This window comes from Paraburkholderia sp. MM5384-R2 (assembly GCF_014201025.1).
In the GTDB taxonomy this organism is placed as follows: Bacteria; Pseudomonadota; Gammaproteobacteria; order Burkholderiales; family Burkholderiaceae; genus Paraburkholderia; species Paraburkholderia tuberum.
On sequence record NZ_JACHDI010000031.1, the window covers coordinates 36498 to 59926 of the forward strand.

A 23429-nucleotide genomic window follows, 5' to 3' on the forward strand; every position below is an offset into this window, starting at 1 on the left:
GACCGAAGTCCGGCTCCGCGGTGCATCAGATCGAGTAGATCGGCTGGTCCTTGCCGTCGTGCAGATGGATCACCGCCCATTCCTGCGGCTTCTGATCGCGCGGCAGCAGCACGCCGGCAGCACGTACGCGCTGCTGGTCGGCGTCGATCGCGGGCGGATCGGTGTCGGGCACCAGCGCCGTTGCCGCCTCGTACATCATGCGGCGCGCCATCACGATCGCGCGGTCGGTCGGCAGCAGCTTTTCCTTGCCGTGATCCTGGATCGGACCCATGCTTTCCTGCAGCGACGCGTCCTGCATCGCGAAGCCGAACACGCCCGAGTACGCGCGCTTTTCCTTCTGTGCCTGGCGGTCGATCAGGTAGTCGTTGTCCTTGTTCGCTTTCGGCCGGAACGTGCCACCCTCCTCGTACTCACAATGAATGCCCTTGCCGGCGTTCAGGTCGGCCAGTTCCTGCTCGTCGAGCGGACGGTCCGGGCGGAAGTTGATGCTCCACGCCCAGCAGGTGTGATCGTCGATCGGCACCCATACGTGGCCCGCGAGCGAGTGATCGCCGAACGGCGGGATCAGCGTGTACCACGGGAACAGCCACTGCGTGACGCGCCAGTAGTACGAATCCGGCTCGCCGTTGCGGCGGCCGAACAGCGTGAGGCCGAACGGCTGCTTCTCGATCTCGAAGATCACGTTGCCGTCCGCCTTGATGTAGTCGAGTGCCTTCGTGCCCTGATGCATCGGGTCCTCGTCGACTTCGTAGCGGTGTACATACGACACGTGACTCGTGTCGATGCCGCCTTCCATCGCCTGCAGGTAGTTCGATTCCTGCAGCCGCTTCGAGACGAACACGTGGCTCTCCGGCAGATTGCACCACTCGAGATCCGGCGGCGCCGGCTGGCGGTCCTTCGGCCCCATGTACGCCCACACGATGCCCGCGCGTTCGATGCACGGATACGCGGTGATGCCCATGTGCTTGCACGCCTGCGGCGCGGACGGCACTTCCACGCAGTTGCCGTTGCGGTCGAATTTCAGACCGTGATACGAGCAGCGGATGCCGTTCTCTTCATTGCGGCCGAAGTACAGCGACACGCCGCGATGCGAGCAGAACTCGTCGATCAGCGCCGGCTGGCCGTCGGAATCGCGAAAAGCGAGCAGCTTTTCGCCGAGGATCTGCACGCGCACCGGCGGGCAATCAGGCTCTGCGATTTCGCTGGCGAGGAGCACCGGCACCCAGTAGCGGCGCATCAGATCGCCCATCGCCGTGCCTGGGCCAGTGCGAACCAGAGTTTCCGACATGTTCTTGTCCATCATTCCTCCGAATCCCGTTGTCCGTTGTATGAGAATGTAGTCTCATTGTACGGACAGATTGATCGACGTCAAGTTCTTGCGGCTAGGGACTTTCACTACAATGTGCAATCGACGCGGGCCGCCGCAGAAAGGAAATTTCAAATGGAAGAAAAAAAACCGCACGAAAATGTGCGGGCAGTCGAACGGGCGCTAGAAATTCTTCTGGCGTTCCGACCCGGGGACAAAGAATTGACCGTCGCGGAGCTGCTGACCCGCGTGGACCTGAGCCGACCGACGCTGTACCGCCTGCTGAATACACTCGAACAGAACGGCTTTCTCGCCTCGTCGGGCGAGCCGCAACGCTTCAGGCTCGGCAGTTCGGTCGCGCAACTCGCGCACGCGTGGATGGCGAACAATACGATCGCGCAGCTCGCGCAGCCGATGCTGCGCGAGCTTTGGGAAGCGACATCGGAGACGGTCGCGTTGTTCGTGCCGGAGGGGACGTACCGGATCTGCGTGGCCGAACTGGAAAGTCCGCAGCCGCTGAGTTTCCGGCGCGGGGTCGGCTATCGCGAGAAGCTCGTGCTCGGCGCGAGCGGCCGCACGATTCTTTCGCAGATGTCGCTGTCGGAGGACGATCTGCGGCGCTATCTGACCGATCCGGATCAGGACGTCGCGGCGCTAGCCGCCGATCTCGACGCGGTCCGCGCACGAGGCTTCGGTACCAGCCATCACGAGCTGATCGCCGGCGCAGTCGCGGTAGCCGCGCCGTTCTTCAACGGCGCGAACCAGGTGGCAGGTTCGGTGTGCATCTTCGGGCCGAGCGTGCGCGTAACCGATGAGCGCGTCGCGCAGTTCGCGGAGTTGCTCAAGCGCGAGGTGGGCAATCTGTCGCGTGCGCTTGGGCATCAAGGGGAAACTGGACGGCCGCCGCGTACGGCACGTCGGTGAAATCGGCCTCAAAGGCGCTGGCCAACGCCGGGAGCGTCGTCAGAAAGGTCGACGCTTTTGCTCAGGCTCCCGCTGATTCAGGGCTGAAGCCGAAACCAGCCGGATGGCACGCAGTTCGACATTCACGAGGTTGGAGTGTGATGTGCCCGGAGGGCCGACGGGTTGCTGAACGTAACCGATAATCAGATGGGGCACATCTCCCGGATCGCAGTGTCCGGCGCAGCGCGCATAAAGGATGAGGCCGGCATGACACCGGCGGATAGAAGTTGGTGAGACGTTGGTGTCTCACGTGCGTATCAACCGAGGGTCAAATTCGGCCGTAGCAGTCGTCCAGGCGCACAATATCGTCCTCGCCGAGATAACTGCCCGATTGAACCTCGATGATTTCGAGCTGCACTTTGCCCGGATTCTCCAACCGATGCTGCACGCCGAGCGGAATGAAGGTCGATTGGTTTTCTGAAAGAAGAAACTGGTCCTCGCCCCGTGTCACGAGCGCGGTGCCGCGCACGACGACCCAGTGCTCGGCGCGATGGTGGTGCATCTGCAATGACAGGCGAGCGCCTGGCGCAACCACGATGCGCTTCACCTGAAACCGCTCGCCGCGCTCGATCGCATCGTAGAAGCCCCACGGACGGCGCACCTTCCGGTGCGTCTCGGCTTCAGGCGCGCGCTGCTCGCGAAAGCGCGCCACCAGCGTCTTGATGTCCTGCGCGTGCGAGCGGTCGGCGACGAGCACGGCGTCGTCCGTGTCGACGACGACTACGTTGGAGGTGCCAACGCATGCAACCAGCCGCCCGCCCTCGGCGCGCACATAGCTCGAGGTCGCGCCTTCGAAAACGACACGCCCGCTCGCGACGTTGCCGAGTCCGTCCTTTTCCATCGCTTCCCACACGGCATCCCAGGATCCAAGGTCCGACCATCCCGCCGCCAATGGCACGACCACGCCTTTGCAAGGCGAGCCGGCCGCGCCGATGTGCTCCATTACCGCATAGTCGATGGAATCCGCCGGCACACGGCCGAACTGAAACGGGCAAGGACGAATGAAGTTGTCGTCCGCCTTGCCTTCCGCGAACGCCGCGGTGCAGGCCGCATGCATGTCGCCGTTGAGCTTGGCTAGCGCTTCGAGCCACACGCCCGCTCGCACGATGAAGATGCCGCTGTTCCACCAGTAGGTGCCTGCAGCGACGTACTGCGCGGCGAGTTCGGTCGTGGGCTTTTCGACGAAGCGGTCGATCAGATGTGCGCCGTTTTCGAAGGCGTCGCCGATTCGGATGTAGCCAAAGCCGGTATCCGGCCGTGTGGGCGCAACGCCGAGCGTCACGATCATGGAGCGTTCGGCATATTCAGCGGCAATTGCGATCGCACGATGCAGCGCCGGAATGTCTGAGATGGAATGATCAGACGGCATCACCACCATGATCGCGTCGTCATCCTCATTAACGGCTGCGAGCGCCGCGAGCGTGAGCGCCGGCGCGGTATCGCGCCGCGCAGGCTCGACGATAATCTTCGCGCAGACGCCGCACGCCCGCACCTGCTCTTCTGTCTGGAACCGGTGTTCCTCCCCACACACGATAATCGGCTGAGTGTCGACGTCGAAGCCGCCGACGAAACCCTCCATCCGTGTGACGGTAGCCTGCAGCAATGAATCCCGTCCGACCACATCGATCAACTGCTTTGGAAACTGCTCACGCGACATCGGCCAGAGGCGCGTGCCCGATCCGCCTGCGAGAATGACCGGGACGATGCGCCGACAGGAGTGACCGAGCGACGCTTCTGCGATCGCCGCTGCCGTTGCGTCTTCAGAACTCCCCGCGTCTTCCATCATCCACCCTCTGGTCTTGCGTCGAACACGTACTTCCCGGCATCGCCAATTCGATTCATCGGTTATGGGTTCGCCGTGAAGCGCCCTGCTTGACTTCGATGAAAGATACGTCGTCGATGACCTCGAACCCGTGCCCACCTGAGGCCAGCAAGTTGACATCACCCGCGCACAGCACGCGGCTCGTCAGGAATTTCCGATCGGCCGTATAGAGCTTGACCATCACGCGGCCCCGCTTGATGAAAAGAGAACGACCTCACGCGTCTGCAAGCATAGGAGCAAGTTCCAGGGTCACTGGACGGGTTGACCGAATATGCCATGACGTTGGCTGAAGCGAGTCTCGCGGTGCAAGGTGGTCTCACACGCTGTCTACACCCGTCACTAACCTGAGAATCGCACGTCGGGCCTTTCAGGATCCACGCTCCACTTGAAATCACCTTCGGATCAATGCGCCTCAATGGACGATTGGGCACCAACATGAATAAAGACTTCCCGGATCTATGTCGCTGGACACAAGGGTATGGTTGGTTCGGCGTTCTCCGGCGCATTGCCAGTCACGGCTATCACCACCCGATCTGCTCTTCTTTGGTTCATCATGCACTTATCCAAAGTGTTGCCCGCAGCCCGTAAAGGAAGAGTACCTGCACACGAGCAGCTTCGAGCATACCAACGAAGCCTACGCTATCGCGAACGTCGCCGGGCTCAAGCTTTGCGAGGGGTATAACCGACAGCACGGAACGCGGTACATATCGGTGATGTCCGAACGACAACGATGATTTGCAGAACGGGCATGTGCTGGCTGCGCTCATCCGTACGGCACACGAGGCAAAGCTCAACGGGGTGCTGATTATCGAACAGGGCATGATCGGCGCGGGCAGCACGTCACAGTCGTCCGGCCTGTTGCGCACGCACTATTCGGTGCGCCAGAACGTGGAACTCGCGCGCGCTTCGTGGTGGGCGTTCAATAATTTCGCTGACTATCTCGGCGACGACGAAGCGTCCTGTGGTTTCGTCGGCCAGAGGGCCGGGGTTCCAACGTTGCACACCGACTCCCCGCGATGCTTTCCCTACCGGCTGACGCGCCCGCGTCGCGGGCTGCCTTGCATTGAGATATACAACCCTGAAAAACCATCCCCGAAACCCTGACCTTTCCCGCAATCCGGCTCGGTTTACTTGTTGAGCGGCTTCATGCTGTTGCTGTGAATATTTCCGTAGATCCTGTCTGCCGCTTGCTGCTTCGTCAGCTTGCTCGTTTTTGCACCGGATTGCGGAGCCCGATTGGACGGTTTAATGGGTGCGAGGGATTGGCTGTGCAGGTTCCCATAGCCCCTATCAGCGGCCTGTTGCGAGGGCGTATCGGCCGAACTGGCATTGGCGTACGCCGCGAGCGACACTAAAAACACGGTGACGAATACTTTTTTCAAGATGGCTCCATGCTGCAACACTGTTCTAACGGGGCTTAGCGCCGGGTTTTTGACAAAACTTCATCCCCGAAACCCTGACCTTTAGCGATGCAGAGGCGCTCGAGCTACCTGCAAAAACCGGCGTTTCGGCGGATTTTACATCTCAAGGCGGACTGTTTTGGCATGTTGGTCTATCGGCGTGTGTGCTATGCAGTTTGTGCGAGAAACGTTGGGATAGTGGGACGTTGAAAGATGGAAGCTGTTATTGGATGCTCGCCATGCGGGTTACGCAATGCCCGATCCCCGGTGCACAGGTCTTCCGGACAACTCAAGCTGGCGCTTTGACCAGATAGCATGCTCCGACCTTAATCGAGCCTTTACACTCGAAATGGCAGGACCGCCAAGCGCACTGCTGGAGGCAACCGTGAAGGCATTGGATGAGGCGTTCGGTCTCGGCGTAGTGCGATTCGGACGCGAACACGCAGAGGCCCAACCGGACGACTCCCGCGCTGTTGTCCAATTCGCCGTGGGCGTTGGGTTATTCGATTGGTTCTTCAATGCGCGAACTGGATATCGCGCACATTTTCGAGGGTGCTATAAGCGTGGGTTAGAGTTCAATAAACAGATCATCGAAGCGCTGCGCCGTTGCCTCGATGCGAAACTCCCTGATATTGTCATTGGTCGGGAACTGAATAAAAACTTCGAGGACTGCGGCGAGACAGAGATTCCGAGAAGCCTTTTAATGGACTCGCTTGTGCCTCACCTGTCAAAGGTATGGTTCTGTACCAAGCTTACCCGACCGTCTCAGCAACGTGATAGTGCCGTCAGTACTCTTGGGCAGATACTGCCGCAGCAGCCCGTTGGTGTTCCCGCAGGTACCGCGTTGCCATGAACCGTGCGGAACGCAGAAGTACACACGCACGCCGGTGGCGGCGCTGACCTCCTGATGCCGGGTCATTTCCTTACCCTGGTCGTAAGTGAAGCTCTGGCGCAGTGGGGCGGCGATCGAATTCACTTTGGCAGTGAAGCCCGCCAGTGCCGAAGCGGCGGTGGCGTCTTCCATCTTCGCCAGCAGCACCAGGCGACTGGTGCGCTCAACCAGCACGCCGACGGAAGACTGATTGCCGGCGTCGGCTCGTGCTGAGCGACTCCGCCGGGGCAGACGCATAGCCCACGACAGAACACGTGTTTCTGGTCAGCTCGCGGCTCACAGTTCGGGCCATGGCCGAACACTCGAACCCTGCTGCTTCATGCTTGCAATGGTCATGCGCTCTTCAGGCTGAAGCTGCTGATACGTTCTTCTTTTTTGCATGTGCGCACCTTACACGAGGAAGGTGTTGCAGTTCAGATTTGATCGCGCCGTCTGTTTCACATTGCTATTGCAAACGCGCCGCGTCGTCGGCCAACTACTTGCCATTATCCGTCAGTATCGCCGGCTGAACCGGAAGTTACATTAAGATTTCGCTACAAACGAATGCGGAGACCACCATGCCGAACCCGCCCGCCCCGCGAGCGCTGATCTGTTTTTGGGAAGAGTACATCGGGGCGGCCCCGAGCATCATCAATGCGATCCGTCGGTTGGCTGAAAATGGCTATCGAGTCGACGTAGTCGTGCGAGACCTTGGTGCGGACTATCCGGACGCGCCCGGGTTCCCAGCGGGTGTGACGATCATAGCTCTGCAGAAAAAGAACCGGGGCCTAGAAAGCCAACGATGGTGCCCGGCGTGGATACGAAGCGCATTGAATTGTGCAGCATTGGCGGTTAGCGTACATGATTTCGCGTTCGGAGCGGTAGACGAGCTGCGGGGACGATCCTACGACGTCGCATTCGGTGTTGACCTATTTGGTTTGATAGCGGCAAACGCGGTGGCTCGTAAATCAAAGGTTCGTCGCCTGGCTTACTGGTCACTCGAAATATATCTACTCAGCACTATCCGAAACCCAGTCATACGCTGGGCGAAGAAGCGCGAGATCTCGCTGAGTCGTGGAGCAGACCTCGTCATAGCTCAAGACGAAGAGCGGGGGCGTTCGCTAGCTCTCGAGAACGGATTCACTAAGCAGCGCATAGCATATGTGCCTAATTCCCCTATGGGTCGTCCAGGCGGTGTCGACACTGCTTTTCTTCATCGCCGATTTTCACTGCCGCCCAATATCAGGATCGTCTTACATGCAGGCATGATTTCTCGAGAAATGCAATCCATTGAACTGGCTCGCGCCGCAGCTTCGTGGCCAGACCCCTATCGATTGCTATTTCATGAACGGCGCCGCCGTACCATCGATGATCCGTACATCCGCGAAGTTTCGAACGCGAGCCAGAATCGGGCTATCTTGTCACTTGATCCAGTTCCTTATGACCAGCTCGATAGCATCTACGCATCCGCATGGGCAGGGGTGGTTTATTACGCGGACGATATAGGGCCAAACTTTCACCAGATGGCAGCGGCATCTGGGAAGTTGGCATTTTGCCTGCGAAACGGGATCCCGGTCGTAGTGCGAAATCTGCCTTCGCTACAGCGAATGATGGATGTCAGCGGATGCGGAATCGCTGTCAGTCAGCCCTCCGAGATACTGGATGCGCTCTCTCGCATCGCAGAAGATTACGAAGGTTACCGAAGGCGCGCACTTAGTTGCTTTGACAACTTTCTTGACTTTCGGCCGTTGTTTGACGAGGCACTGGAGCGCCTCGTATCCAACCAGGCTATAGCTTGATCTGCTGTTTATGGAAGAACGAGCAAGAATCGTGAAATCGTGGCAAAGTCGCCGCGAACGAATCGACGCAACCCAGCCGCACCGGCATCTTGCCCGTATGCGAGGCATCGCCGATGCGGGCTCTGACCATCTGCGCATGCTCGATCAATGGCCCCGCCAACTCCACCAACGCGCGCCCCGTTACATTCGGGCCGCGCTCTGGCTCAGGCCGAGCTGCTTCGCGGCACGTCATCGAGCCGCTTTCGCACACGGCGACGAATGCCTGTAGCGCGCGCAGATCGATCGGGGTCGGGGTTCGTCTCTTGAAATGCTCCGCTCGCATGGGTGACTTGCCGGTCATCCTGTGCGGCACGACAGCATGGTGCCGGGGTTCACAGGGTTGGTGTGCAGGATGAGTAATTGCATTGGCTCGGCATAAGTTTGCCTAATACAAAATTGCTGCAGCCAACGTTTTCCTAGAATTCGCCTCATTGCCCACACAGAGGTCCACATGAGCCACTACGATTTCATCGTGATTGGCGCTGGTGTCATCGGCGCGTCGGTCGCCCATCATCTCGCCGTCCTGGGCGCACAAAGCGTTCAGTCGATTTCCGTCTGGGGCTCCGACTCTCCGAACCGGGAGTTCCTGCACGTCAACGACCCCGGGTCGGCCGCGCTGGCCTTGCTCGACGCCGACGGGGCCGAAGGCGTCTTCAATATCGGATACGGACGGGGACACTGCAATCGCGGATCTCGCCCGTCTCGTCTGTGACCTCACCGTACTCTAATTCATCCAGGCTTCCTCTCCCCAACACACCGCACGGGTGCGATATCGTTCGAGCACCCGCTCTAGCGTCGACAAGCGGGCTGCGTCATCGTTGCTCGCAAGACGCCGCGTGCCGCGCTCGATCATCAACTGGCGCAATGCAGGCTGGTCGATCAGACTGAAAAGCGCATCCGCCATGCTGTCGGGCCGAGCCAGATCGACCAGCAGTCCCGCGTCGCCGACTTGCTCGCGCAGCGCCTCGAGGTCCGGGTAAAGGACCGGTACGCCCAGACTGAACGCCTCGAGTGGCGGCAGATTGGTCGGGCCGAAATATGTGGGCATCACTAACGCGATCGACTCGCGATACAAGTAAGGCACGTCGCCGTCCGGAACGAAACCGAGAAAGAACACACGCTCGCCCAGACCGAGATCGGCGGCGACCGAACGCACGTATCTCATGTTGCCGAAATCGCTTCCTGTGAAGACCGCACCTACACGGATGCCATAGCGGGACTCCAGCGCGTGCAGTCCCTTCAACAGAAACACATGGTTCTTGTGCGATCAGAACTGCGCGGGATAGTAGACGTATTACAGATCGCGCGGAATTTTGTACTTCGTCTTGAGATCGACGAAGTGCTCCACGTACGCCTCCTCGGAAAGCACTGTCGCGCGGGCGGGCGAGAATGGCATCAAATGCACGCGTTCGCTGTCTACTCCATATCGCCTGACAACCTTCTCGCGGCCGGCCTGCGAATCGACGAAGATGCCGCAGGCCTTCTTCAAGGCAGATCCGTACAGAAATTCGCGACGCTCGAATTCGTGCTTGATCCGGACTTCGGGAAACTCGACGTCGTCGCGGTATGACAGATCCCAAACGGTGAACAGGTAGTTGAATCGATCAATCGCCAGTGCGAGGTGGGACGGCGTTGTGAAGTACGCCATGTCCGCGCGCATCACCGAAAGCAAGCGGTCCACCGAAGCGCTCTTGCCCGGTTTCCGCAGAAACGCGCGCGGGCCTCCACGGTTATATATTGAACCGAGTCTCGCCGCCAGTCCGCGCAAGCGGGGCACCGGGAAAAAAAATAGGCTCAATGCCGCTGCGTCGCAGATCATCGATGGTGGATCGCCGCGTCGTCACAAACTCAACCGCGCAAAGTTCCGGCGGAAGACTCTTTAGCAGCAAGGTAGCATTCTTCGCCTGCTGATAACCCCATCACAGGTATGTTCATAGTCTATAAATGCGACCATGCGAATAGGCCGTTCCAGGGAACCGTTTGAATTCGTCACTCCTCGCTCCATGTTTCTTGGCCATCTATATGACGATTGCAGCGCTCGACAACGGTTCTCGCGCTCTGCTTGAATTTAGATTGCGCGAGCTTGCTGGTGCCGTTCGTGACTGATTAAGGCAGGTATTTGGCCGGTCCGACGGCTTCCTGAGAAAAGCCCTTGTGCAAGGCTCATATAACGCTCATGCGACCCTCGGGCATCGAGCTTCCGAGGCGAACAGATGCGTGAAGATCTGTTTCTCCACGAAACCTGGCCAGTTCCTAAGCGGACCTCTCCACAGGATCGGCCGTGGCGCCGGTTTTCTTTTGACAGCGATATTCCGTCGCCGACATCGAGAATTGCCTCCTGAACACTTTCGAAAGCCGCTCGCCATTCGTCAGTCCAACCCTGCGAGCGATCTTGTCTATCGGCAAGTCGCTTCTGACCAACAGTTCACAACTGAGATCGAGGCGCGCTCGCAAAAGATATTGCGACGGTGTCACTCCCATCTCGCGCTTGAACAGACGCAGGAAGTTCCGCTCGCTCATCGCCACCGTACGAGTCGCGTCGCCTATTGAAACCGGGCGTCCGCAATTTCGCTCGAGCCAGCGCGCGGATTCCTGTGCCTTTTCCGCCTGCGTGTTCGTTCCCATGGTGCTCAGCATGGTCGTCAAATTCTGATCTTTGGAGACGGTGAAGTGATCGGCAACCGCTGTCGCGATGTCGTATCCGAGGTCCCGCTTCACGAGCGCGAGCGAGTTGATCAGCGCATCGCCGCCTTCGGTCGACGCCGCGACGTTAGACGTCTCCGGACTCCAGATGCCCGAATCGACCGAAGCCCAATCGCGCCGAGAAATGCCCGCTGCCGCCAGCAGCAAGTCGCCGTTGCCGAGAGGGTTGACGACGCCGGTCTGCGAACATGCTATGGTCAATAACCCAATGAGCACTTCGTCGGCGGCTGCACGCTTTGCGCCGGGTCCGCCCGCAATATACAGTGCGTCGAAGCCTTGGAAACGCTGGCCGCCCAGGCGCTCGGTCCAAACGCAAACGGATGACGAACAGGCTATCATCCCACCGCAGGCAGAGACTAGACGGACGCTGTAAGTTGCGTTTCTTCTCAGACTGCGAGACTGAATCTCGTTGGCGATATGAAGCACCTCGGCAAGGGTGCCCGCTTCCAGCAGCGAAAAACCGTCGTACAACAAAATTCCTATGAGCTTGACTGCGTGTTCTTTAAATCGGTGGAAAATACCGTTATCTCCTGCATCGCCTAAGCTAGTAGCGTGGGACATGCCGTTACCTCCATTTTGCTTCGGTTCTGGATCGCTGCTCTGGCTTGCGTTGGAACGCTGTGGAAAGCGTATGACCTCGTGAGCTTAGTGCCATATTCGATCCACAATTGCCGCGATGTCCGCCAAAAGCATGTTTCTGGCCGAGAACGTCGCTCCCAGTATCGACAAGACCAAAACATCGTCTGATTTCTTCAGCGCTGAAAGTGAAAACCATAAAGCCGCTCATCAGGGTTTCCCGACCCACTGGACTTGCTGAGCGATAGACCGATCAGACGGCGAATGCTTCAGCAAGGAAACGAGCCGTCAACACCTTGCTGAAAACGGTCATGCATGTAGTCTGAAAATCCCCGCTAGATACCCTTTCTCATAAGCACCCTGAGCTTTGACTTTGGCTTTGGCTTTGGCTTTGGTTGCCTTCGAATAAACAAGAGTGCGTTCGCGTCACGCGTGGACTTCGCCACCGCCATACGACCAGACATGGAGTCGCTTCATGAGCTTCAGCACGAGATATTCGCAATACTATGATCTTTTCTATCATGACAAGAACTACGAGGCGGAAGCGTCGTTTGTCACCGGATTGCTCGGGCGGTACGGAATAGTTGGAGGTCACGTGATGGATCTAGGTTGCGGCACCGGACGCCACGCGGCGCAATTCGCAGCCGCGGGATTTTGTGTTTCTGGCGTTGACATGAGCGCCGATATGCTAGCCCGAGCCGCTGCCAGGTGTACCACTCTGCCAGGCGCAGTAGCGAAGCGACTGACGTTTCAGCAAGGCGACGCACGGATCGTCCGCACCAATGAACTCTACGACGCAGTCGTCTCGCTCTTCCATGTTGCGAGCTATCAAACGACCAACTCCGATTTCATGGCGATGTGTCACACCGCCGCGACGCACCTGCGGCCATCAGGACTGTTCGTGTTCGATTGCTGGTACGGTCCCGCGGTGCTCGCCGCTCCGCCCGACGTACGCATCAAACGCGCCTCCAGCGAAGAAACCGCGGCGATACGAATCGCCGAGCCCACGATGCATCCTCATGACAATACTGTCGCGTTCAATTACACCGTCCTGCTAACGGATTTGAAAACGCAGTCGGTCGAGACCGTCCTCGAGACGCATGTGATGCGCTACATGTTCAAGCCCGAGATCGAACTGATGCTGGACCTCAGCGGATTCGAGGTCCTGGACAGTTTGAAGTGCATGGGCGGCGAGTTGAGTGCTACCGATCTCTCAGCGACATTCGTCGCGAGAAAACGGTGATGCTCGGAAACAGCCCGAGCGGGAGAACGTCGCAAAATACAACGAATGGCATGTCATAGCCAGCCTCGTCGATGAGTCGATCCTGAACCGCCAGGCAGTCCTGCGCTGGCTAAGCGCATCGCGTCAAAGCGGTCCGCCGAAAGCCGCGTGCCACCACCTGCCACCAGGATCAAGTGTTTGTTCCGTTGCGTGACGGGCCATATTTGCTGCGGCGAGCAGTCGGTCAGCACCGCGCAGAACTTGACCTGCTGTTGCGGAAACTTCGCGAAAAGGCGGTGGCCAGCATGTCGCGCACCACGCCCACCGTGTAGTCCTGCTGTGCTTCGGTAAGCGCGAGACCACTCGGCAGATACAATCCCCTGCGACTCATGCATTCGGCAATCGGGAAATTCTCTCCCTTGAACATCCCTTGCTTGAGAAAAACCGGCTGTTCGTGCATCGGCCAGAAGAACGGCCGCGCGCTGACACCTGCCTCCGCCAGCATGGACCGGAGCTCGTCGGCACCAAAGGGCAAGCTGTCGTCCAACACCATACCGAAGACCCAATAGATATTCTCGGCATATGGCAACGCCACCGGCGCCAGCCCGATTCCCGGCACTCCCCGCAAAAGGCTTTCGTAGCGGCGGCCCAACTCGCGCTTTCGCGCGACGTGCGCATCTAGCTTCTCGAATTGCGCTAGCCCGACAGCCGCCTGGAGGTTGCTCATCCGATAATTCCAGCCAAGCTCTTCGTGGACGAATCGCCTCTCAGGCTTGAAACACAGGTTTCGCAAACTTCTCGCGCGCGTAGCCAGCTCGTCGTCGTCGCAGACGATCATGCCCCCTTCCCCCGTCGTGATGTGCTTGTTGGCGTAGAAGCTGAAGCACGATATATCGCCGAAACTGCCGCACTTCGCTTCGTTATAGGTTTGTCCGATTGCCTGCGCAGCATCTTCGATCACAACGAGGCCGTATTTCCTTGCGATATCCAGCAACGGAGCCATATCCACCGGCAGACCGAAAGTGTGCACGGCCATGATCGCCCGCGTCCGGCTCGTGATAGCGCTTTCGATCTTCGTCACGTCCATGTTCCACGTATCCGGACTTGAGTCGACCAGTCTCAAGCGGGCACCGGTGCGAACAATGGCCGATGCGCACGATATGATCGTGTGTGTGGGGATGATAACTTCGTCGTCGGGACCGAGCCGCAGAGCCACCGCCGCCACGTCCAACGCAGCGCTGCCGTTCGCGACGGCAATCGCGTGTCTCCGGCCGACGTAACCCGCCATCGCACGCTCGAAACGCTCGACGAACGCCCCGTCCGAAGAAATCCACCCGCTTTCAATGCATTCGTTCAGATAGACGCGCTCCTTTCCGTCGAGCAGGGGTTCGTTGACCGGAATCATCGCGCACCGTCCTTAACTTCAAGCTCGACGCCTGGGCCGTTGCTCGCTTCACTGGATCGGCTCAGGTCTGCGGACGCGAAGCGCAATTTTTCCTGCTCTCCCATATAGGGCCCTTGTTTGACTTCGAAGAAAGACGCGTCCTCGAGCATCTCGAAGCCGTGACCGCCCGACGCCAGCAAGATGACATCGCCCGCGTACAGTACACGGCTCGACAGGTAGTCCTTATCGGGCGTATAGAATTTCACCAGGACACGGCCACGCTTGACGAACAGCACCTCTTGCGTCCATTCGATCTGCCGCACCAACTTGCAGTGAAGATGCGCGTCGATCACTTTTCCGGCGGGATGTTCCATGTACGCGAGTTGCTGAGGAAACTCCTTCGGAGTAAAGAAACTCACACCACTTCTCGAGAACGAATCCCGGATGATCATGGCGAGCGTTTCACCTTCGAACGAGACTACTTCGAAATTCGAATCATCAACGACCTCTGCGTTGCCCGTTATCGATAGAGCTTCCATTTTTGTTCCTCGAAGAGAGCCCGTAGTATCCCGACACACCGAACCTTCCGGGAGCAAGGCCGCTTACGACATAAATTGGCCCACGGAGGTCCTTCATGCGTCCCCCCCGAAGCATAGGATCGCTTCGGCGCTCACACGGTCAGATGGCCGAATACGGAATGAAGTTGGCTGACCGGGGTATTACGTTGCGGCGTCACCTCGCGCATCTTTATATCCTCGGCAACGACCGCGGAGAGGCGCACACGGACCGCGCCAATATATTGGCACCGTCCGCCATGACCTTGAATGGTCCATATGCGTTGCTAAGCTGATGAAATCGCACGTCGTAGCCCTTTGAATCAAGTGGCGGGGCAACTCACGTTCCGACCGACGTGTCTCTCTCGACTATTGGCCATTCACATGAACAAAAACTCTCGCATCTATGTCGCCGGACATAAGGGAATGGTCGGCTCGGCTCTCCTTCGGCGCCTTGCCAGTTCCGGATATGATCACGTGATCACGGCCTCGAGACAGTCGCTCGACTTGCTGGATCAGCGCGCCGTGATGGATTTTTTCGCTCGAGAGCATATAGACGTCGTCCTCCTGGCCGCAGCCAAAGTCGGCGGAATTCATGCCAATTCGACTCAGCCGGCTTCGTTTCTCTACGAGAACCTCGTCATCGAAACCAATGTGATTCATGCAGCATTCAAGAGTCACACGCAGAAGCTCGTCTTTTTCGGTTCATCGTGCATCTATCCAAAGATTTGCCCTCAGCCCATAAAAGAGGATTACCTGCTCACGAGCGCTCTCGAACAAACCAACGAAGCCTATGCCATCTCAAAGATCGCGGGTCACAAGCTTTGTGAAACGTATAACAAGCAATACGGAACGCGCTTCATATCGGTGATGCCCACGAATCTCTATGGCCCCAACGACAACTATGATCTTCAAGGCAGCCATGTGCTGGCCGCGCTCATCCGCAAGGCGCACGAGGCAAAGCTGAACGGACTCGAATCGCTCTCGGTATGGGGCTCCGGATTGCCGAGACGGGAATTCCTTCATGTAGACGATCTGGCGTCCGCGGTTCTCGTCCTGCTGAGCAACGACCTGGTCGAGGGCATGTTTAATGTCGGATATGGAAAGGACATAGCGATTGCCGACCTCGCACGACTGATCTGCGATGTCGTCGGTTTTTCTGGATCGCTGAGATTCGACTCGTCCAAGCCCGACGGGACGCCGCGAAAGTTGCTCGACGTATCGAAGCTCGCCGCTCTGGGTTGGGCGCCCACGATTACGCTCAGAGAGGGCATCGCCTCAACCTACGCCGACTTCGAGAATGACGTGCAGCGTACCGGGCTCGCCAGCGCCTGACGAATTCACGCGGCGTGCGCGATCCTGCACCACGGATTGAAGTTCCGCCCCTGGTATCCAGGGTACCCGTCTGCCGACTGCGGTTCCTGTCCCTCGATGCCAGCAAATCATGTCCCTTTCAAGGCCGCGACAGGTCATTCCGGCTAGAGCGGCTTGATCAAAGCGTCGGCCTAGTCCGTTGAACCGGATGAATTGCACCGGATTCGCCGCGATGGATCGGAGTACTTCCATTTCAATGAGCGCGCCTGCTTGTTGTATTGACAGATATAACGCACGAGCTTTTTGTTGAGATCATTGGTGCTGGCGAATACGCCACGCGCAATGTCGTCGCGCTGGATGCGTGCAAACCAGTTCTCGACCTGATTCAGCCATGACGAATACGTCGGGGTGTAATGTATCGACACTTTCGGATGGTCGACCAGAAATGTTTGAACGGCGTTGGTTTTGTGGCTGCTCACGTTGTCGCAGATCACGTGAATCTCCTTTCCGCGCGGCTGTGCCCATACCACCTCCGTGAGGAACGCAACAAACTGGGCACTGGTATGGCGTGGGGCGGTTTTGCCCAACACCTCACCGGTGGCAACATTCAATGCGGCGAACAGGCTTAGGGTGCCGTTGCGTTTGTATTCAAAGCCATGGCTCTCGGCGCGTCCAGGCGACAGCGGCAACATCCGGTCCTTGCGATCCAGCGCCCGGATGGCTGTCTTCTCGTCCACGCAGAACACCACCGCATGCAACGGCGGATTGAGGTACAGCCCGATCACGTCGGCTGCCTTCGCCTCAAAGTCGGAATCGTTGGACACCATGTGGGTATCGAGACGATGTGGCCGAATGTCGTGCTTGCGCCAAATACGCTGCACCGTCACGAAGGCCATGTCCAACTGTGCCGCCAGTTTGCGGCTGCTCCAGTGTGTCGAGCCGTCGGCCGGCTTACGTCGCAGTGTGTAGTCGAGCACTCTCGCTTCAAGGACCGCCAGGTCAGGTCGCGGTGCCCGGCCTGGATGTCTGCCGTACAACCCAGCCAAACGCTCACAGGTGAAACGCATTTGCCACGTCGTAATGAAACGCGAATCGCAACGCAATTCCGCCATGATCGCCGCACGCGAGGCTCCTTCGTCGAGCAGCAGGATCAACCGCGCACGCCTCACCTGGCCAACGGCCATCGTGCGGCTGCGCTGCATCGACATCAGCTCTTCGCGCTCGGTTTCACTCAGATTCATTTTGCCCATGCACTATTAGCTCAGTGCAATTTCATTGGTTCAATGGACTAGTCCTTGATTCGACTGCTCAAAGCCCTGGAAATCGACCTTTCCAGCGCGTCCCGCGTCAGAAGTTGGGCGGCTGCTTTCATTGCCCGCTCGATGTTCATGCGTTTGCGGCGATACGTCTGCTCTGCGTTTGCCAACGCATCGGCGATGGACCTTGCATCCGCGGAAACAAAGCATATGGCGTCGTGAATCTCCTTCATGCTCATCGGGGGAAGTTCGGTGGAAATGACCAATCTTCCCGACGCGACATATTCAACAACCTTGAAAGGAAAGACCCCGTTACCCATTTTCTCTATCGAAACATGCGGGTTCACCAGCACGTCACAGTCGGAAATCAATTTGAACAAGACTCTTTCGTCCACCCGACCGTGGAAGTGCACCGGGTAATCTTCGGCGGACAGCCTGACGAACTCGCGTGCCAGCGGACCCGTTCCGCAGACGTGAAACATGAGGCGTCCGCCGGACTTCCGGATCAGGTCGAGAACCACGTCAGCACCCTTCTCGACGCTCAGCCCACCGAAATAGCCAACCATCGTTCTAGCATCTGCCGTTCGCGAGAATGGACGCCGCTGTCCACAAGCCTCAATGAGATCGTCCGACACCACGCCCGGACACAGCACCACGGGACAACCGCTGCGTTGATGTTCGCGTGTCGATAAGTGATCGTTAACCGCAAGACATAACGATGGAGCGGGTAACAGATATCGCCATGCGACGAAGTCGAGCAACGGCTTCGGATGCCAGCGGCGACGAGAAAGCAGCCAATCTTCGAACTGCAGGATCAGACGCGCACCGAACCGGTGCGTCAGCACGCGAGCGAGCATCGACTCGAACGCGTACGCGTTATAGATCCATACGGCTTCGGGCTTGCCGATCTTCGCTATCTCATCGCTCAGCGCCGAGACTTCGAAGAGGTTCAGCAGCTTGCCGATGGGCCTTACAGGGTAGCAGCGAAGCGAAATCTCCCGAATGCGTTGCGTGCCGATGACGGAATCCCGACATTTTCTACGTGACCATCCTGCCTCTATGTGGCCCGTATTGATCAAAAGAACATCCTTGGAAAGTTGCGATGCCAACGCCAGAAAAAACTCGACCTTGCGTGCGGCGCCCAGATTCACATTCGCCCCACGATTAGAGGCGCTGTAAGGCGCTATGAAAACAAGCATTTCTGCTGCTCCACGTCAGCGACTCCTGCTTCGGTGCCACGCAAGTCAACGCCACGTGATCGACGCTTGGACAAATACGCGCCGAGAGAGCACCCGTAGATGTCCCCAAAGCAGAGCATCAGAGTCGTCACCAGTGGATACTGCTCGAATAGGTTGACGTCCATGCAGGCTGCAATCGTGATCCCAACGAACACCACATATCGAACTGACTGACGCCTCGAATGACGTGGACGGATGCGCCAGAAAAACGCCGTCGCACCCGTCGCGAAAATTAGCATACCCACAATTCCGATTTGAAACTGCATCGTCACGAAGGCGTTATCGATGATCTGATTGAACCGGTATTGCTCAGGGTCGACGCCCGCACGCTGGAGGAGCATGACGGCTGTGTTCGTGCCTACCCCGAGGCCCCGCCCCAAAAATAGTTCTCCCGGCGTTGCCTCTGACAACTGCTCCGCTATCTTCCCGAGGTTGGATAAACGACCGCCTTCGTCGAGTTGATCAGTCAGCACATCACCGCGGCCGACCGCTTCCACCATGTGAGAATAGCCAACGATTGCGAGGCAAATAGCAATCGGTAGCGCAGTCACCACAAGCAGCATCCGATCATTACGGCTCAGCCGTCCCGCAAGCGTTTCCCAAACTACTACGCCGACGATGGACGCGATACTGAGCATAGCGAATCGCGTGCCCGAAGAGACGGCAATCGCGACTGCGAGGCAGAGCAATATAAGCCGATAACACAGCCGGGCGCGGTCCAGAATGAGCACCATGCTTGCAAGCGAAATCGCATACATGCCTGCTAGCGCCGCGTTACTGAACAGGCCCGTGTACCGATCCTGCGTAAATAGAACTTGCTGTATTTGTCCGAGTTGTATCCATTGTCGCAGGACAACGTAAAAGTCCAATGCGGCAAGCGCGAGCAACGCGAGGACGAGGGCCGTTTGTCCCTGCTTCTCGGCCGGCAGCAAACTCGCGAACACAAACAGGCCGAATGACGCATGAATCAGCAGAACCCAGCGCAATCCCGCAGGTAGGAAGAACAATGGCGTCCAACCTGCGATGAACGGCACGAGTCCCACCGATACGATGCAAAGAATCCACGTGAAGAACATCAGAATAAACGTACGCATTCCCCCCCGAAAGCGATTCAAACCGAGCGCAAGAGGCCACCCGACTCCGATCAAGGCGATACTCGCGTCCTTCACGTACTTGACAGCACCTGCTTCATCCATGGCGGCCGAATTTAAGTTCCAGACGTTGATTGCTCCGGTGCCGAGCGCGCCAAGCGCCTGATCCGCGTATTGCGCCAAGCCTGCCGCGAAGACCGTGAAGACTGCGAGTGAAAATACGAAACGCGGCGACATTCCACACGCTCCTGAGTTACATGCCGACTCGGCCAAACTTCGTCCTTACTCGTGATGCTCCAACGCCCTGTAGCCAGCCAGCGTGATCAGCGCATCCCGCTTGGCGATCTGATAGTCGGACAACACCATTTCCCTGACAAGAGCGCCGAACGTCACGGTCGGTGCCCATCCCAGCTTCGCGTGGGCTTTCGACGGATCGCCGAGCAAGGTCTCGACCTCTGTCGGTCGAAAATAGCGAGGATCCACTCGCACGATCACCGTCCCGGGCGCGACCCGGCATTCCCGGCTGCTCACACTTTCGACGATCGCGACTTCATCGACTCCGTTTCCGTCAAACCGAAGCTTGATGCCGAGTTCGCACGCCGCCTGCTGAACGAATTCGCGCACGCTGTATTGCACGCCAGATGCAATGACAAAGTCTTCCGGCTCGTCCTGTTGCAACATGAGCCATTGCATCTGGACGTAATCGCGCGCGTGTCCCCAGTCGCGTTTCGCCGACAAGTTGCCAAGGTAAAGGCAATTCTGCGAACCGATTGCAATACGTGCAAGGGCGCGCGTAATTTTGCGCGTGACGAACGTCTCGCCCCGAACGGGTGATTCATGATTGAACAGAATGCCGTTGCAAGCGTATATGCCATACGCCTCGCGATAGTTGACCGTGATCCAGTACGCGTACATCTTCGCTACCGCATACGGACTGCGCGGATAAAAGGGCGTGTTCTCCCGTTGCGGCACTTCCTGCACGAGTCCGAACAACTCCGATGTCGACGCCTGATAGAACCGGGCCGTCTTCTCGAAGCCCAGAATTCGCACGGCTTCCAGCATGCGCAACGCACCCAGGCCGTCCGCGTTCGCCGTGTACTCAGGCTCTTCAAACGAAACCGCAACATGGCTTTGCGCGGCGAGGTTATAGATCTCATCCGGTTGCACCCGCTGAATAATTCGCAAGATGCTCGACGAGTCGGTCAGGTCACCATGGTGAAGATGAAAGCGGCGCTGCGATGCATGGTCGTCCTCGTATAAATGGTCGATGCGATCCGTGTTGAAAAGCGAGGTGCGCCGCTTGACGCCATGCACTTCATATCCTTTGTCGAGCAGGAATTGAGCAAGATAAGAGCCATCCTGGCCTGTGATACCGGTGACCAGTGCAACCTTGTTCGACATGGTTCCTTCTCCTTGTTTTGATACTTCGCTGTGCGTGATACTTCTTGCGATTCGTTCAGGCTGTCCTGACATTGGACTCGCCGCCGCTTTTGCCGTACCCGTCCGACCTGCCGTAGCCTGAACCGTATCGCGCCTTGTCGAGCGGAACATCGGTAAAGAGCGTTCCTGCCACGTTCACGCCACTACTGCGCAACCGGTTGAGCGCCTCATACAGTTCGTCAACCGGATGCCGACCGTGCCGAACGACCAGCAGCGTCGTACCGGCCTGCCGGCCGATCAGCGTTGCATCGGTCACAGCAAGCACAGGCGGGGTATCGACGACGACAGCGTCATACCGCCGCGATGCAACATCGAGTATCTCGCTCAGTCTCCGGGTCGTGAGCAAGTCCGCGGCGTTTGGCGTCTCGCCCCCGCGCGGGATCAGGTCGACGCCATTCATGACATCGCGCACGACCACGTCGTCAAACGCCGCACCTTTTAGCAACTCGGTCAAGCCGGGGCCACCAGCCGGGTTGAAGGATCTGTGTATGTCGCCCATGCGCATGTCGGCATCGATCAGAAGCACCTTTTTCCCGCCTGTCGCCAACACGATTGCAAGATTGGCCGCGACGAACGACTTTCCTACCCCGGCACGGGAACTCGTGATCATCACGACATTGTTCCTGACTTCCGATCCGATCGATTGCAACGCTGTTCGCAAGCTTCGCACGCCTTCGACCGCGACATCCCCCGGCCATACCGCAGCAAGCACATGTATGCCCGGAGCCTTGCGGCGCATTGCCTCCTGCAAACGAATTTGCCGTTCGCTGTGCGGCACGACAGCGCAAACGGGTATTCCAAGGGCTGCCTCGATCTCGGCGCTTCGCTCGATTCCACCAGACAACGCCTTGCGAAGGAACGCGGTGACGATTCCCAGTACAAGCCCAAGCACGGCAGACAACGACAATAGTACCTGCCAGTTAGGCTTGCTCGACTTCTCGGCCGGCACCGCGAGATCGACGATGCGCACGTTGCCTACGTTGCCCGCCTTGACGACACGAAGCTGTTGCGCACTGTTCAGGAGATTCGTATAGAGGTCTGTGTCGACCTGAACGTTGCGCATCAGTCGCACTGCGTTTTGCTCCATATCCGGCAAACTGGCAACACGCTGGCTCAGCGCTTCGCGGTCTTGTTGCAATCGGGCGATCTTCGAGTCCACCGCCGTAAGTAGCGGGTAACCCTCCTTGTAATGCTGCGAGAGGTCGTCGCGCTGCTGCAAGAGTCCGCGCAAGGCGGTATCGAGATCGACAACCTGTTGCAGCAACAACCGGCTTTCCATACTCAGATCGACGGTTCCATTGCTATTACGAAAAGCGTTGTACTTATCCTCTGCTTTCTGCAATTCGTCCCGCAGCTTCGGCAATTGACCCTCGAGGAAAAGAAGCGAGTGTTCGGCCTCGGACGTACGCCTTGCAAGATCCTGAGCGAGATACTGCTGAGCAACCGCATTGACGATGTCCGCAGTGCGCACCGGGTCGGGTCCCTCCAGGGCAACACCGATCATGCCGGTTTGAGACTTTCTTTCTGAAATGACCAAAGCATCTCTCAGCGCGAGGATCGTGGCCTCTACCGAACTTGACTTCAGTGTAAATTCACCGCCGGGAGAAGCGGATAACTTATTGACGAGAAGATGCACCTTGCCGTCGCCGAAAGGCACCACCAGCTCGTGGCCGACTTCTCCTGTTCCGAGCGTTTTGCCGTCAGGTGCAATCAACTTGAAGTACGGGGCCTGTCTCGCCTTTACGATGAATTCGTGGCCGATTGCAGCATGAGGAACGTCGAATTTCGATACTTCGATCGACTCGTCGCTCCAGGCGAACTGCCGCAGTCCAAACAGGGGTTTCATGCTGGCGGATCCGCTGCGGAGTCGCGCGATCCAACGGCCAAGAAGTGGAAAGTACCGAGGTTGCGCCGTAGTTTGGAGATTCAGTTGCTGCACCGCCTCGCCGACCACCAGGCGTGAGCGAATGAGTTCCATCTCGGCGTCTGCACTGGCTTTCACCCTCGAATCGAATATCGAGGCAAGCCGGCCCAACGCTTCGGCTTCGGGAGAGCTGGACGCGGGTGTGCCAATCTGTATGAGCGCATCGGCCCGGTACAAGGTCGGATGCATCAGGCCGTACAACGATCCCAGCGCGAGAACGCCGAGCGCAATCATGCCGATTAGACGCCAGCTCTCGCCGATTGTGCGAAGGTAATCCGAGATGGAGATCTCGTCGCCCTGCAGCGGATCATCGCGCGTGATCTGTTTCCTTGAGGCCATGGTTTCTCGGGTGGAGTGCTTTGCGCCCGCCAGCGGGATAACGCCAGGGGCAACCAGTTACGGGAGCGACGACGCGACGCATTGACCGTGCGTCCATTTAGACAGGTACTCTGCTACTACTTCAATGACTGAAATTCGAGAATGCGGAACATTCGCCGCCGCAGTCTATTTTAGATAAGCCTGCTGCT

The 23429-nt window shown here is 58.2% G+C and carries 20 protein-coding genes and 3 pseudogenes; 7 read left to right on the forward strand and 16 right to left on the reverse strand.

Annotation, left to right across the window (positions count from 1 at the left end; all coding sequences use genetic code 11):
• Positions 1 to 25: 25 nt before the first annotated feature.
• On the reverse strand, positions 26 to 1300 hold the full coding sequence (locus tag HDG37_RS32900; protein ID WP_184054993.1) for an aromatic ring-hydroxylating dioxygenase subunit alpha: 1275 nt from the start codon (positions 1298 to 1300) through the stop codon (positions 26 to 28).
• A 141-nt stretch (positions 1301 to 1441) separates the two neighbouring features.
• Here HDG37_RS32900 and HDG37_RS32905 point away from each other — a divergent pair, with 141 nt between their 5' ends.
• Positions 1442 to 2230: an IclR family transcriptional regulator gene (locus HDG37_RS32905; RefSeq protein WP_184054949.1), complete on the forward strand. Its 789-nt coding sequence runs from the start codon at positions 1442 to 1444 to the stop codon at positions 2228 to 2230.
• Between the two features lie 307 nt (positions 2231 to 2537).
• On the opposite strand, the gene HDG37_RS32910 is transcribed toward HDG37_RS32905, so the two are convergent.
• Together HDG37_RS32910 and HDG37_RS32915 are read right to left on the reverse strand one after the other, a co-directional pair.
• Positions 2538 to 4055: a mannose-1-phosphate guanylyltransferase/mannose-6-phosphate isomerase gene (locus HDG37_RS32910; RefSeq protein ID WP_409260261.1), complete on the reverse strand. Its 1518-nt coding sequence runs from the start codon at positions 4053 to 4055 to the stop codon at positions 2538 to 2540.
• Positions 4056 to 4107: 52 nt separating this feature from the next.
• Positions 4108 to 4272 (reverse strand): hypothetical protein, encoded by a 165-nt coding sequence (locus HDG37_RS32915; protein WP_184054951.1) that lies wholly within the window; start codon positions 4270 to 4272, stop codon positions 4108 to 4110.
• 352 nt (positions 4273 to 4624) lie between these two features.
• Between HDG37_RS32915 and HDG37_RS39735 the strand changes: the two are divergent.
• Together HDG37_RS39735 and HDG37_RS39740 are read left to right on the forward strand one after the other, a co-directional pair.
• Positions 4625 to 4889, forward strand: a pseudogene (locus tag HDG37_RS39735) (NAD-dependent epimerase/dehydratase family protein); the annotation flags it as partial.
• Between the two features lie 18 nt (positions 4890 to 4907).
• Positions 4908 to 5063, forward strand: a pseudogene (locus HDG37_RS39740) (FAD-binding oxidoreductase); the annotation flags it as partial.
• Positions 5064 to 5218: 155 nt separating this feature from the next.
• On the opposite strand, the gene HDG37_RS32925 reads toward HDG37_RS39740, so the two are convergent.
• Positions 5219 to 5473, reverse strand: coding sequence for a hypothetical protein (locus HDG37_RS32925; protein WP_184054953.1), 255 nt, complete (start codon positions 5471 to 5473; stop codon positions 5219 to 5221).
• An 802-nt stretch (positions 5474 to 6275) separates the two neighbouring features.
• Positions 6276 to 6575: pseudogene (locus HDG37_RS32930) on the reverse strand (IS30 family transposase); the annotation flags it as partial.
• Between the two features lie 365 nt (positions 6576 to 6940).
• Between HDG37_RS32930 and HDG37_RS32935 the strand changes: the two are divergent.
• Complete coding sequence (locus HDG37_RS32935) at positions 6941 to 8161, forward strand: glycosyltransferase (protein WP_184054955.1); 1221 nt, start codon at positions 6941 to 6943, stop codon at positions 8159 to 8161.
• Here the strand turns inward: HDG37_RS32935 and HDG37_RS32940 are convergent.
• Entirely contained in the window at positions 8151 to 8501 is a 351-nt protein-coding gene (locus HDG37_RS32940) for a hypothetical protein (RefSeq protein ID WP_260335190.1), read from the reverse strand. The two genes, HDG37_RS32935 and HDG37_RS32940, sit on opposite strands and share 11 nt — an antisense overlap.
• 150 nt (positions 8502 to 8651) lie before the next feature.
• On the opposite strand from HDG37_RS32940, the gene HDG37_RS32945 reads away from it, so the two are divergent.
• Positions 8652 to 8912, forward strand: coding sequence for an NAD-dependent epimerase/dehydratase family protein (locus HDG37_RS32945; RefSeq protein WP_260335191.1), 261 nt, complete (start codon positions 8652 to 8654; stop codon positions 8910 to 8912).
• A gap of 12 nt (positions 8913 to 8924) precedes the next feature.
• Here HDG37_RS32945 and HDG37_RS39745 read toward each other — a convergent pair whose 3' ends face one another.
• The 3 genes from HDG37_RS39745 to HDG37_RS32955 form a co-directional block, all read right to left on the reverse strand.
• Complete coding sequence (locus HDG37_RS39745) at positions 8925 to 9452, reverse strand: glycosyltransferase (RefSeq protein WP_311541724.1); 528 nt, start codon at positions 9450 to 9452, stop codon at positions 8925 to 8927.
• A gap of 42 nt (positions 9453 to 9494) precedes the next feature.
• The gene (locus tag HDG37_RS39750; RefSeq protein WP_260335192.1) at positions 9495 to 10019 is read right to left on the reverse strand and encodes a hypothetical protein; all 525 of its coding nucleotides are present in this window, start codon (positions 10017 to 10019) and stop codon (positions 9495 to 9497) included.
• Between the two features lie 434 nt (positions 10020 to 10453).
• On the reverse strand, positions 10454 to 11464 hold the full coding sequence (locus HDG37_RS32955; RefSeq protein WP_184054957.1) for a GlxA family transcriptional regulator: 1011 nt from the start codon (positions 11462 to 11464) through the stop codon (positions 10454 to 10456).
• A 490-nt stretch (positions 11465 to 11954) separates the two neighbouring features.
• Between HDG37_RS32955 and HDG37_RS32960 the strand changes: the two genes are divergently transcribed.
• Positions 11955 to 12722, forward strand: a complete 768-nt coding sequence (locus tag HDG37_RS32960) for a class I SAM-dependent methyltransferase (RefSeq protein ID WP_184054959.1) — start codon at positions 11955 to 11957, stop codon at positions 12720 to 12722.
• A gap of 223 nt (positions 12723 to 12945) precedes the next feature.
• On the opposite strand, the gene HDG37_RS32965 is transcribed toward HDG37_RS32960, so the two are convergent.
• A complete protein-coding gene (locus tag HDG37_RS32965) occupies positions 12946 to 14106 on the reverse strand; it encodes a DegT/DnrJ/EryC1/StrS aminotransferase family protein (protein ID WP_184054961.1) in 1161 nt (386 codons plus the stop codon).
• On the reverse strand, positions 14103 to 14624 hold the full coding sequence (locus HDG37_RS32970; RefSeq protein ID WP_184054963.1) for a hypothetical protein: 522 nt from the start codon (positions 14622 to 14624) through the stop codon (positions 14103 to 14105). The genes HDG37_RS32965 and HDG37_RS32970 overlap by 4 nt, the downstream gene beginning before the upstream one ends.
• A 399-nt stretch (positions 14625 to 15023) precedes the next feature.
• On the opposite strand from HDG37_RS32970, the gene HDG37_RS32975 reads away from it, so the two are divergent.
• Entirely contained in the window at positions 15024 to 15974 is a 951-nt protein-coding gene (locus HDG37_RS32975; RefSeq protein ID WP_184054965.1) for a GDP-L-fucose synthase, read from the forward strand.
• Between the two features lie 170 nt (positions 15975 to 16144).
• Here HDG37_RS32975 and HDG37_RS32980 read toward each other — a convergent pair whose 3' ends face one another.
• Genes HDG37_RS32980 through HDG37_RS33000 form a run of 5 tightly spaced genes read right to left on the reverse strand, consistent with a single transcriptional unit; the run spans position 16145 to position 23241 of the window.
• On the reverse strand, positions 16145 to 17203 hold the full coding sequence (locus HDG37_RS32980) for an IS630 family transposase (protein WP_184054967.1): 1059 nt from the start codon (positions 17201 to 17203) through the stop codon (positions 16145 to 16147).
• A 38-nt stretch (positions 17204 to 17241) separates the two neighbouring features.
• Positions 17242 to 18408 carry a glycosyltransferase gene (locus tag HDG37_RS32985; protein ID WP_184054969.1) on the reverse strand — a complete coding sequence of 389 codons (1167 nt, stop codon included), beginning with the start codon at positions 18406 to 18408 and terminating at the stop codon, positions 17242 to 17244.
• Positions 18393 to 19775 carry a hypothetical protein gene (locus HDG37_RS32990; protein WP_184054971.1) on the reverse strand — a complete coding sequence of 461 codons (1383 nt, stop codon included), beginning with the start codon at positions 19773 to 19775 and terminating at the stop codon, positions 18393 to 18395. The genes HDG37_RS32985 and HDG37_RS32990 overlap by 16 nt, the downstream gene beginning before the upstream one ends.
• A 45-nt stretch (positions 19776 to 19820) precedes the next feature.
• Positions 19821 to 20939 (reverse strand): GDP-mannose 4,6-dehydratase, encoded by a 1119-nt coding sequence (gmd, locus tag HDG37_RS32995; protein ID WP_184054973.1) that lies wholly within the window; start codon positions 20937 to 20939, stop codon positions 19821 to 19823.
• Positions 20940 to 20994: 55 nt separating this feature from the next.
• A complete protein-coding gene (locus HDG37_RS33000; protein ID WP_184054975.1) occupies positions 20995 to 23241 on the reverse strand; it encodes a polysaccharide biosynthesis tyrosine autokinase in 2247 nt (748 codons plus the stop codon).
• Positions 23242 to 23429: the final 188 nt, after the last annotated feature.

Coding starts and splice junctions, on each gene's coding strand:
- HDG37_RS32900 (WP_184054993.1), bottom strand. CDS start 1,300: ATGGACAAGAACATGTCGGAAACTCTGGTTCGCACTGGCCCAGGCACG.
- HDG37_RS32905 (WP_184054949.1), top strand. CDS start 1,442: ATGGAAGAAAAAAAACCGCACGAAAATGTGCGGGCAGTCGAACGGGCG.
- HDG37_RS32910 (WP_409260261.1), bottom strand. CDS start 4,055: ATGATGGAAGACGCGGGGAGTTCTGAAGACGCAACGGCAGCGGCGATC.
- HDG37_RS32915 (WP_184054951.1), bottom strand. CDS start 4,272: ATGGTCAAGCTCTATACGGCCGATCGGAAATTCCTGACGAGCCGCGTG.
- HDG37_RS32935 (WP_184054955.1), top strand. CDS start 6,941: ATGCCGAACCCGCCCGCCCCGCGAGCGCTGATCTGTTTTTGGGAAGAG.
- HDG37_RS32940 (WP_260335190.1), bottom strand. CDS start 8,501: ATGACCGGCAAGTCACCCATGCGAGCGGAGCATTTCAAGAGACGAACC.
- HDG37_RS32945 (WP_260335191.1), top strand. CDS start 8,652: ATGAGCCACTACGATTTCATCGTGATTGGCGCTGGTGTCATCGGCGCG.
- HDG37_RS39750 (WP_260335192.1), bottom strand. CDS start 10,019: ATGATCTGCGACGCAGCGGCATTGAGCCTATTTTTTTTCCCGGTGCCC.
- HDG37_RS32955 (WP_184054957.1), bottom strand. CDS start 11,464: ATGTCCCACGCTACTAGCTTAGGCGATGCAGGAGATAACGGTATTTTC.
- HDG37_RS32960 (WP_184054959.1), top strand. CDS start 11,955: ATGAGCTTCAGCACGAGATATTCGCAATACTATGATCTTTTCTATCAT.
- HDG37_RS32965 (WP_184054961.1), bottom strand. CDS start 14,106: ATGATTCCGGTCAACGAACCCCTGCTCGACGGAAAGGAGCGCGTCTAT.
- HDG37_RS32970 (WP_184054963.1), bottom strand. CDS start 14,624: ATGGAAGCTCTATCGATAACGGGCAACGCAGAGGTCGTTGATGATTCG.
- HDG37_RS32975 (WP_184054965.1), top strand. CDS start 15,024: ATGAACAAAAACTCTCGCATCTATGTCGCCGGACATAAGGGAATGGTC.
- HDG37_RS32980 (WP_184054967.1), bottom strand. CDS start 17,203: ATGGGCAAAATGAATCTGAGTGAAACCGAGCGCGAAGAGCTGATGTCG.
- HDG37_RS32985 (WP_184054969.1), bottom strand. CDS start 18,408: ATGCTTGTTTTCATAGCGCCTTACAGCGCCTCTAATCGTGGGGCGAAT.
- HDG37_RS32990 (WP_184054971.1), bottom strand. CDS start 19,775: ATGTCGCCGCGTTTCGTATTTTCACTCGCAGTCTTCACGGTCTTCGCG.
- gmd (WP_184054973.1), bottom strand. CDS start 20,939: ATGTCGAACAAGGTTGCACTGGTCACCGGTATCACAGGCCAGGATGGC.
- HDG37_RS33000 (WP_184054975.1), bottom strand. CDS start 23,241: ATGGCCTCAAGGAAACAGATCACGCGCGATGATCCGCTGCAGGGCGAC.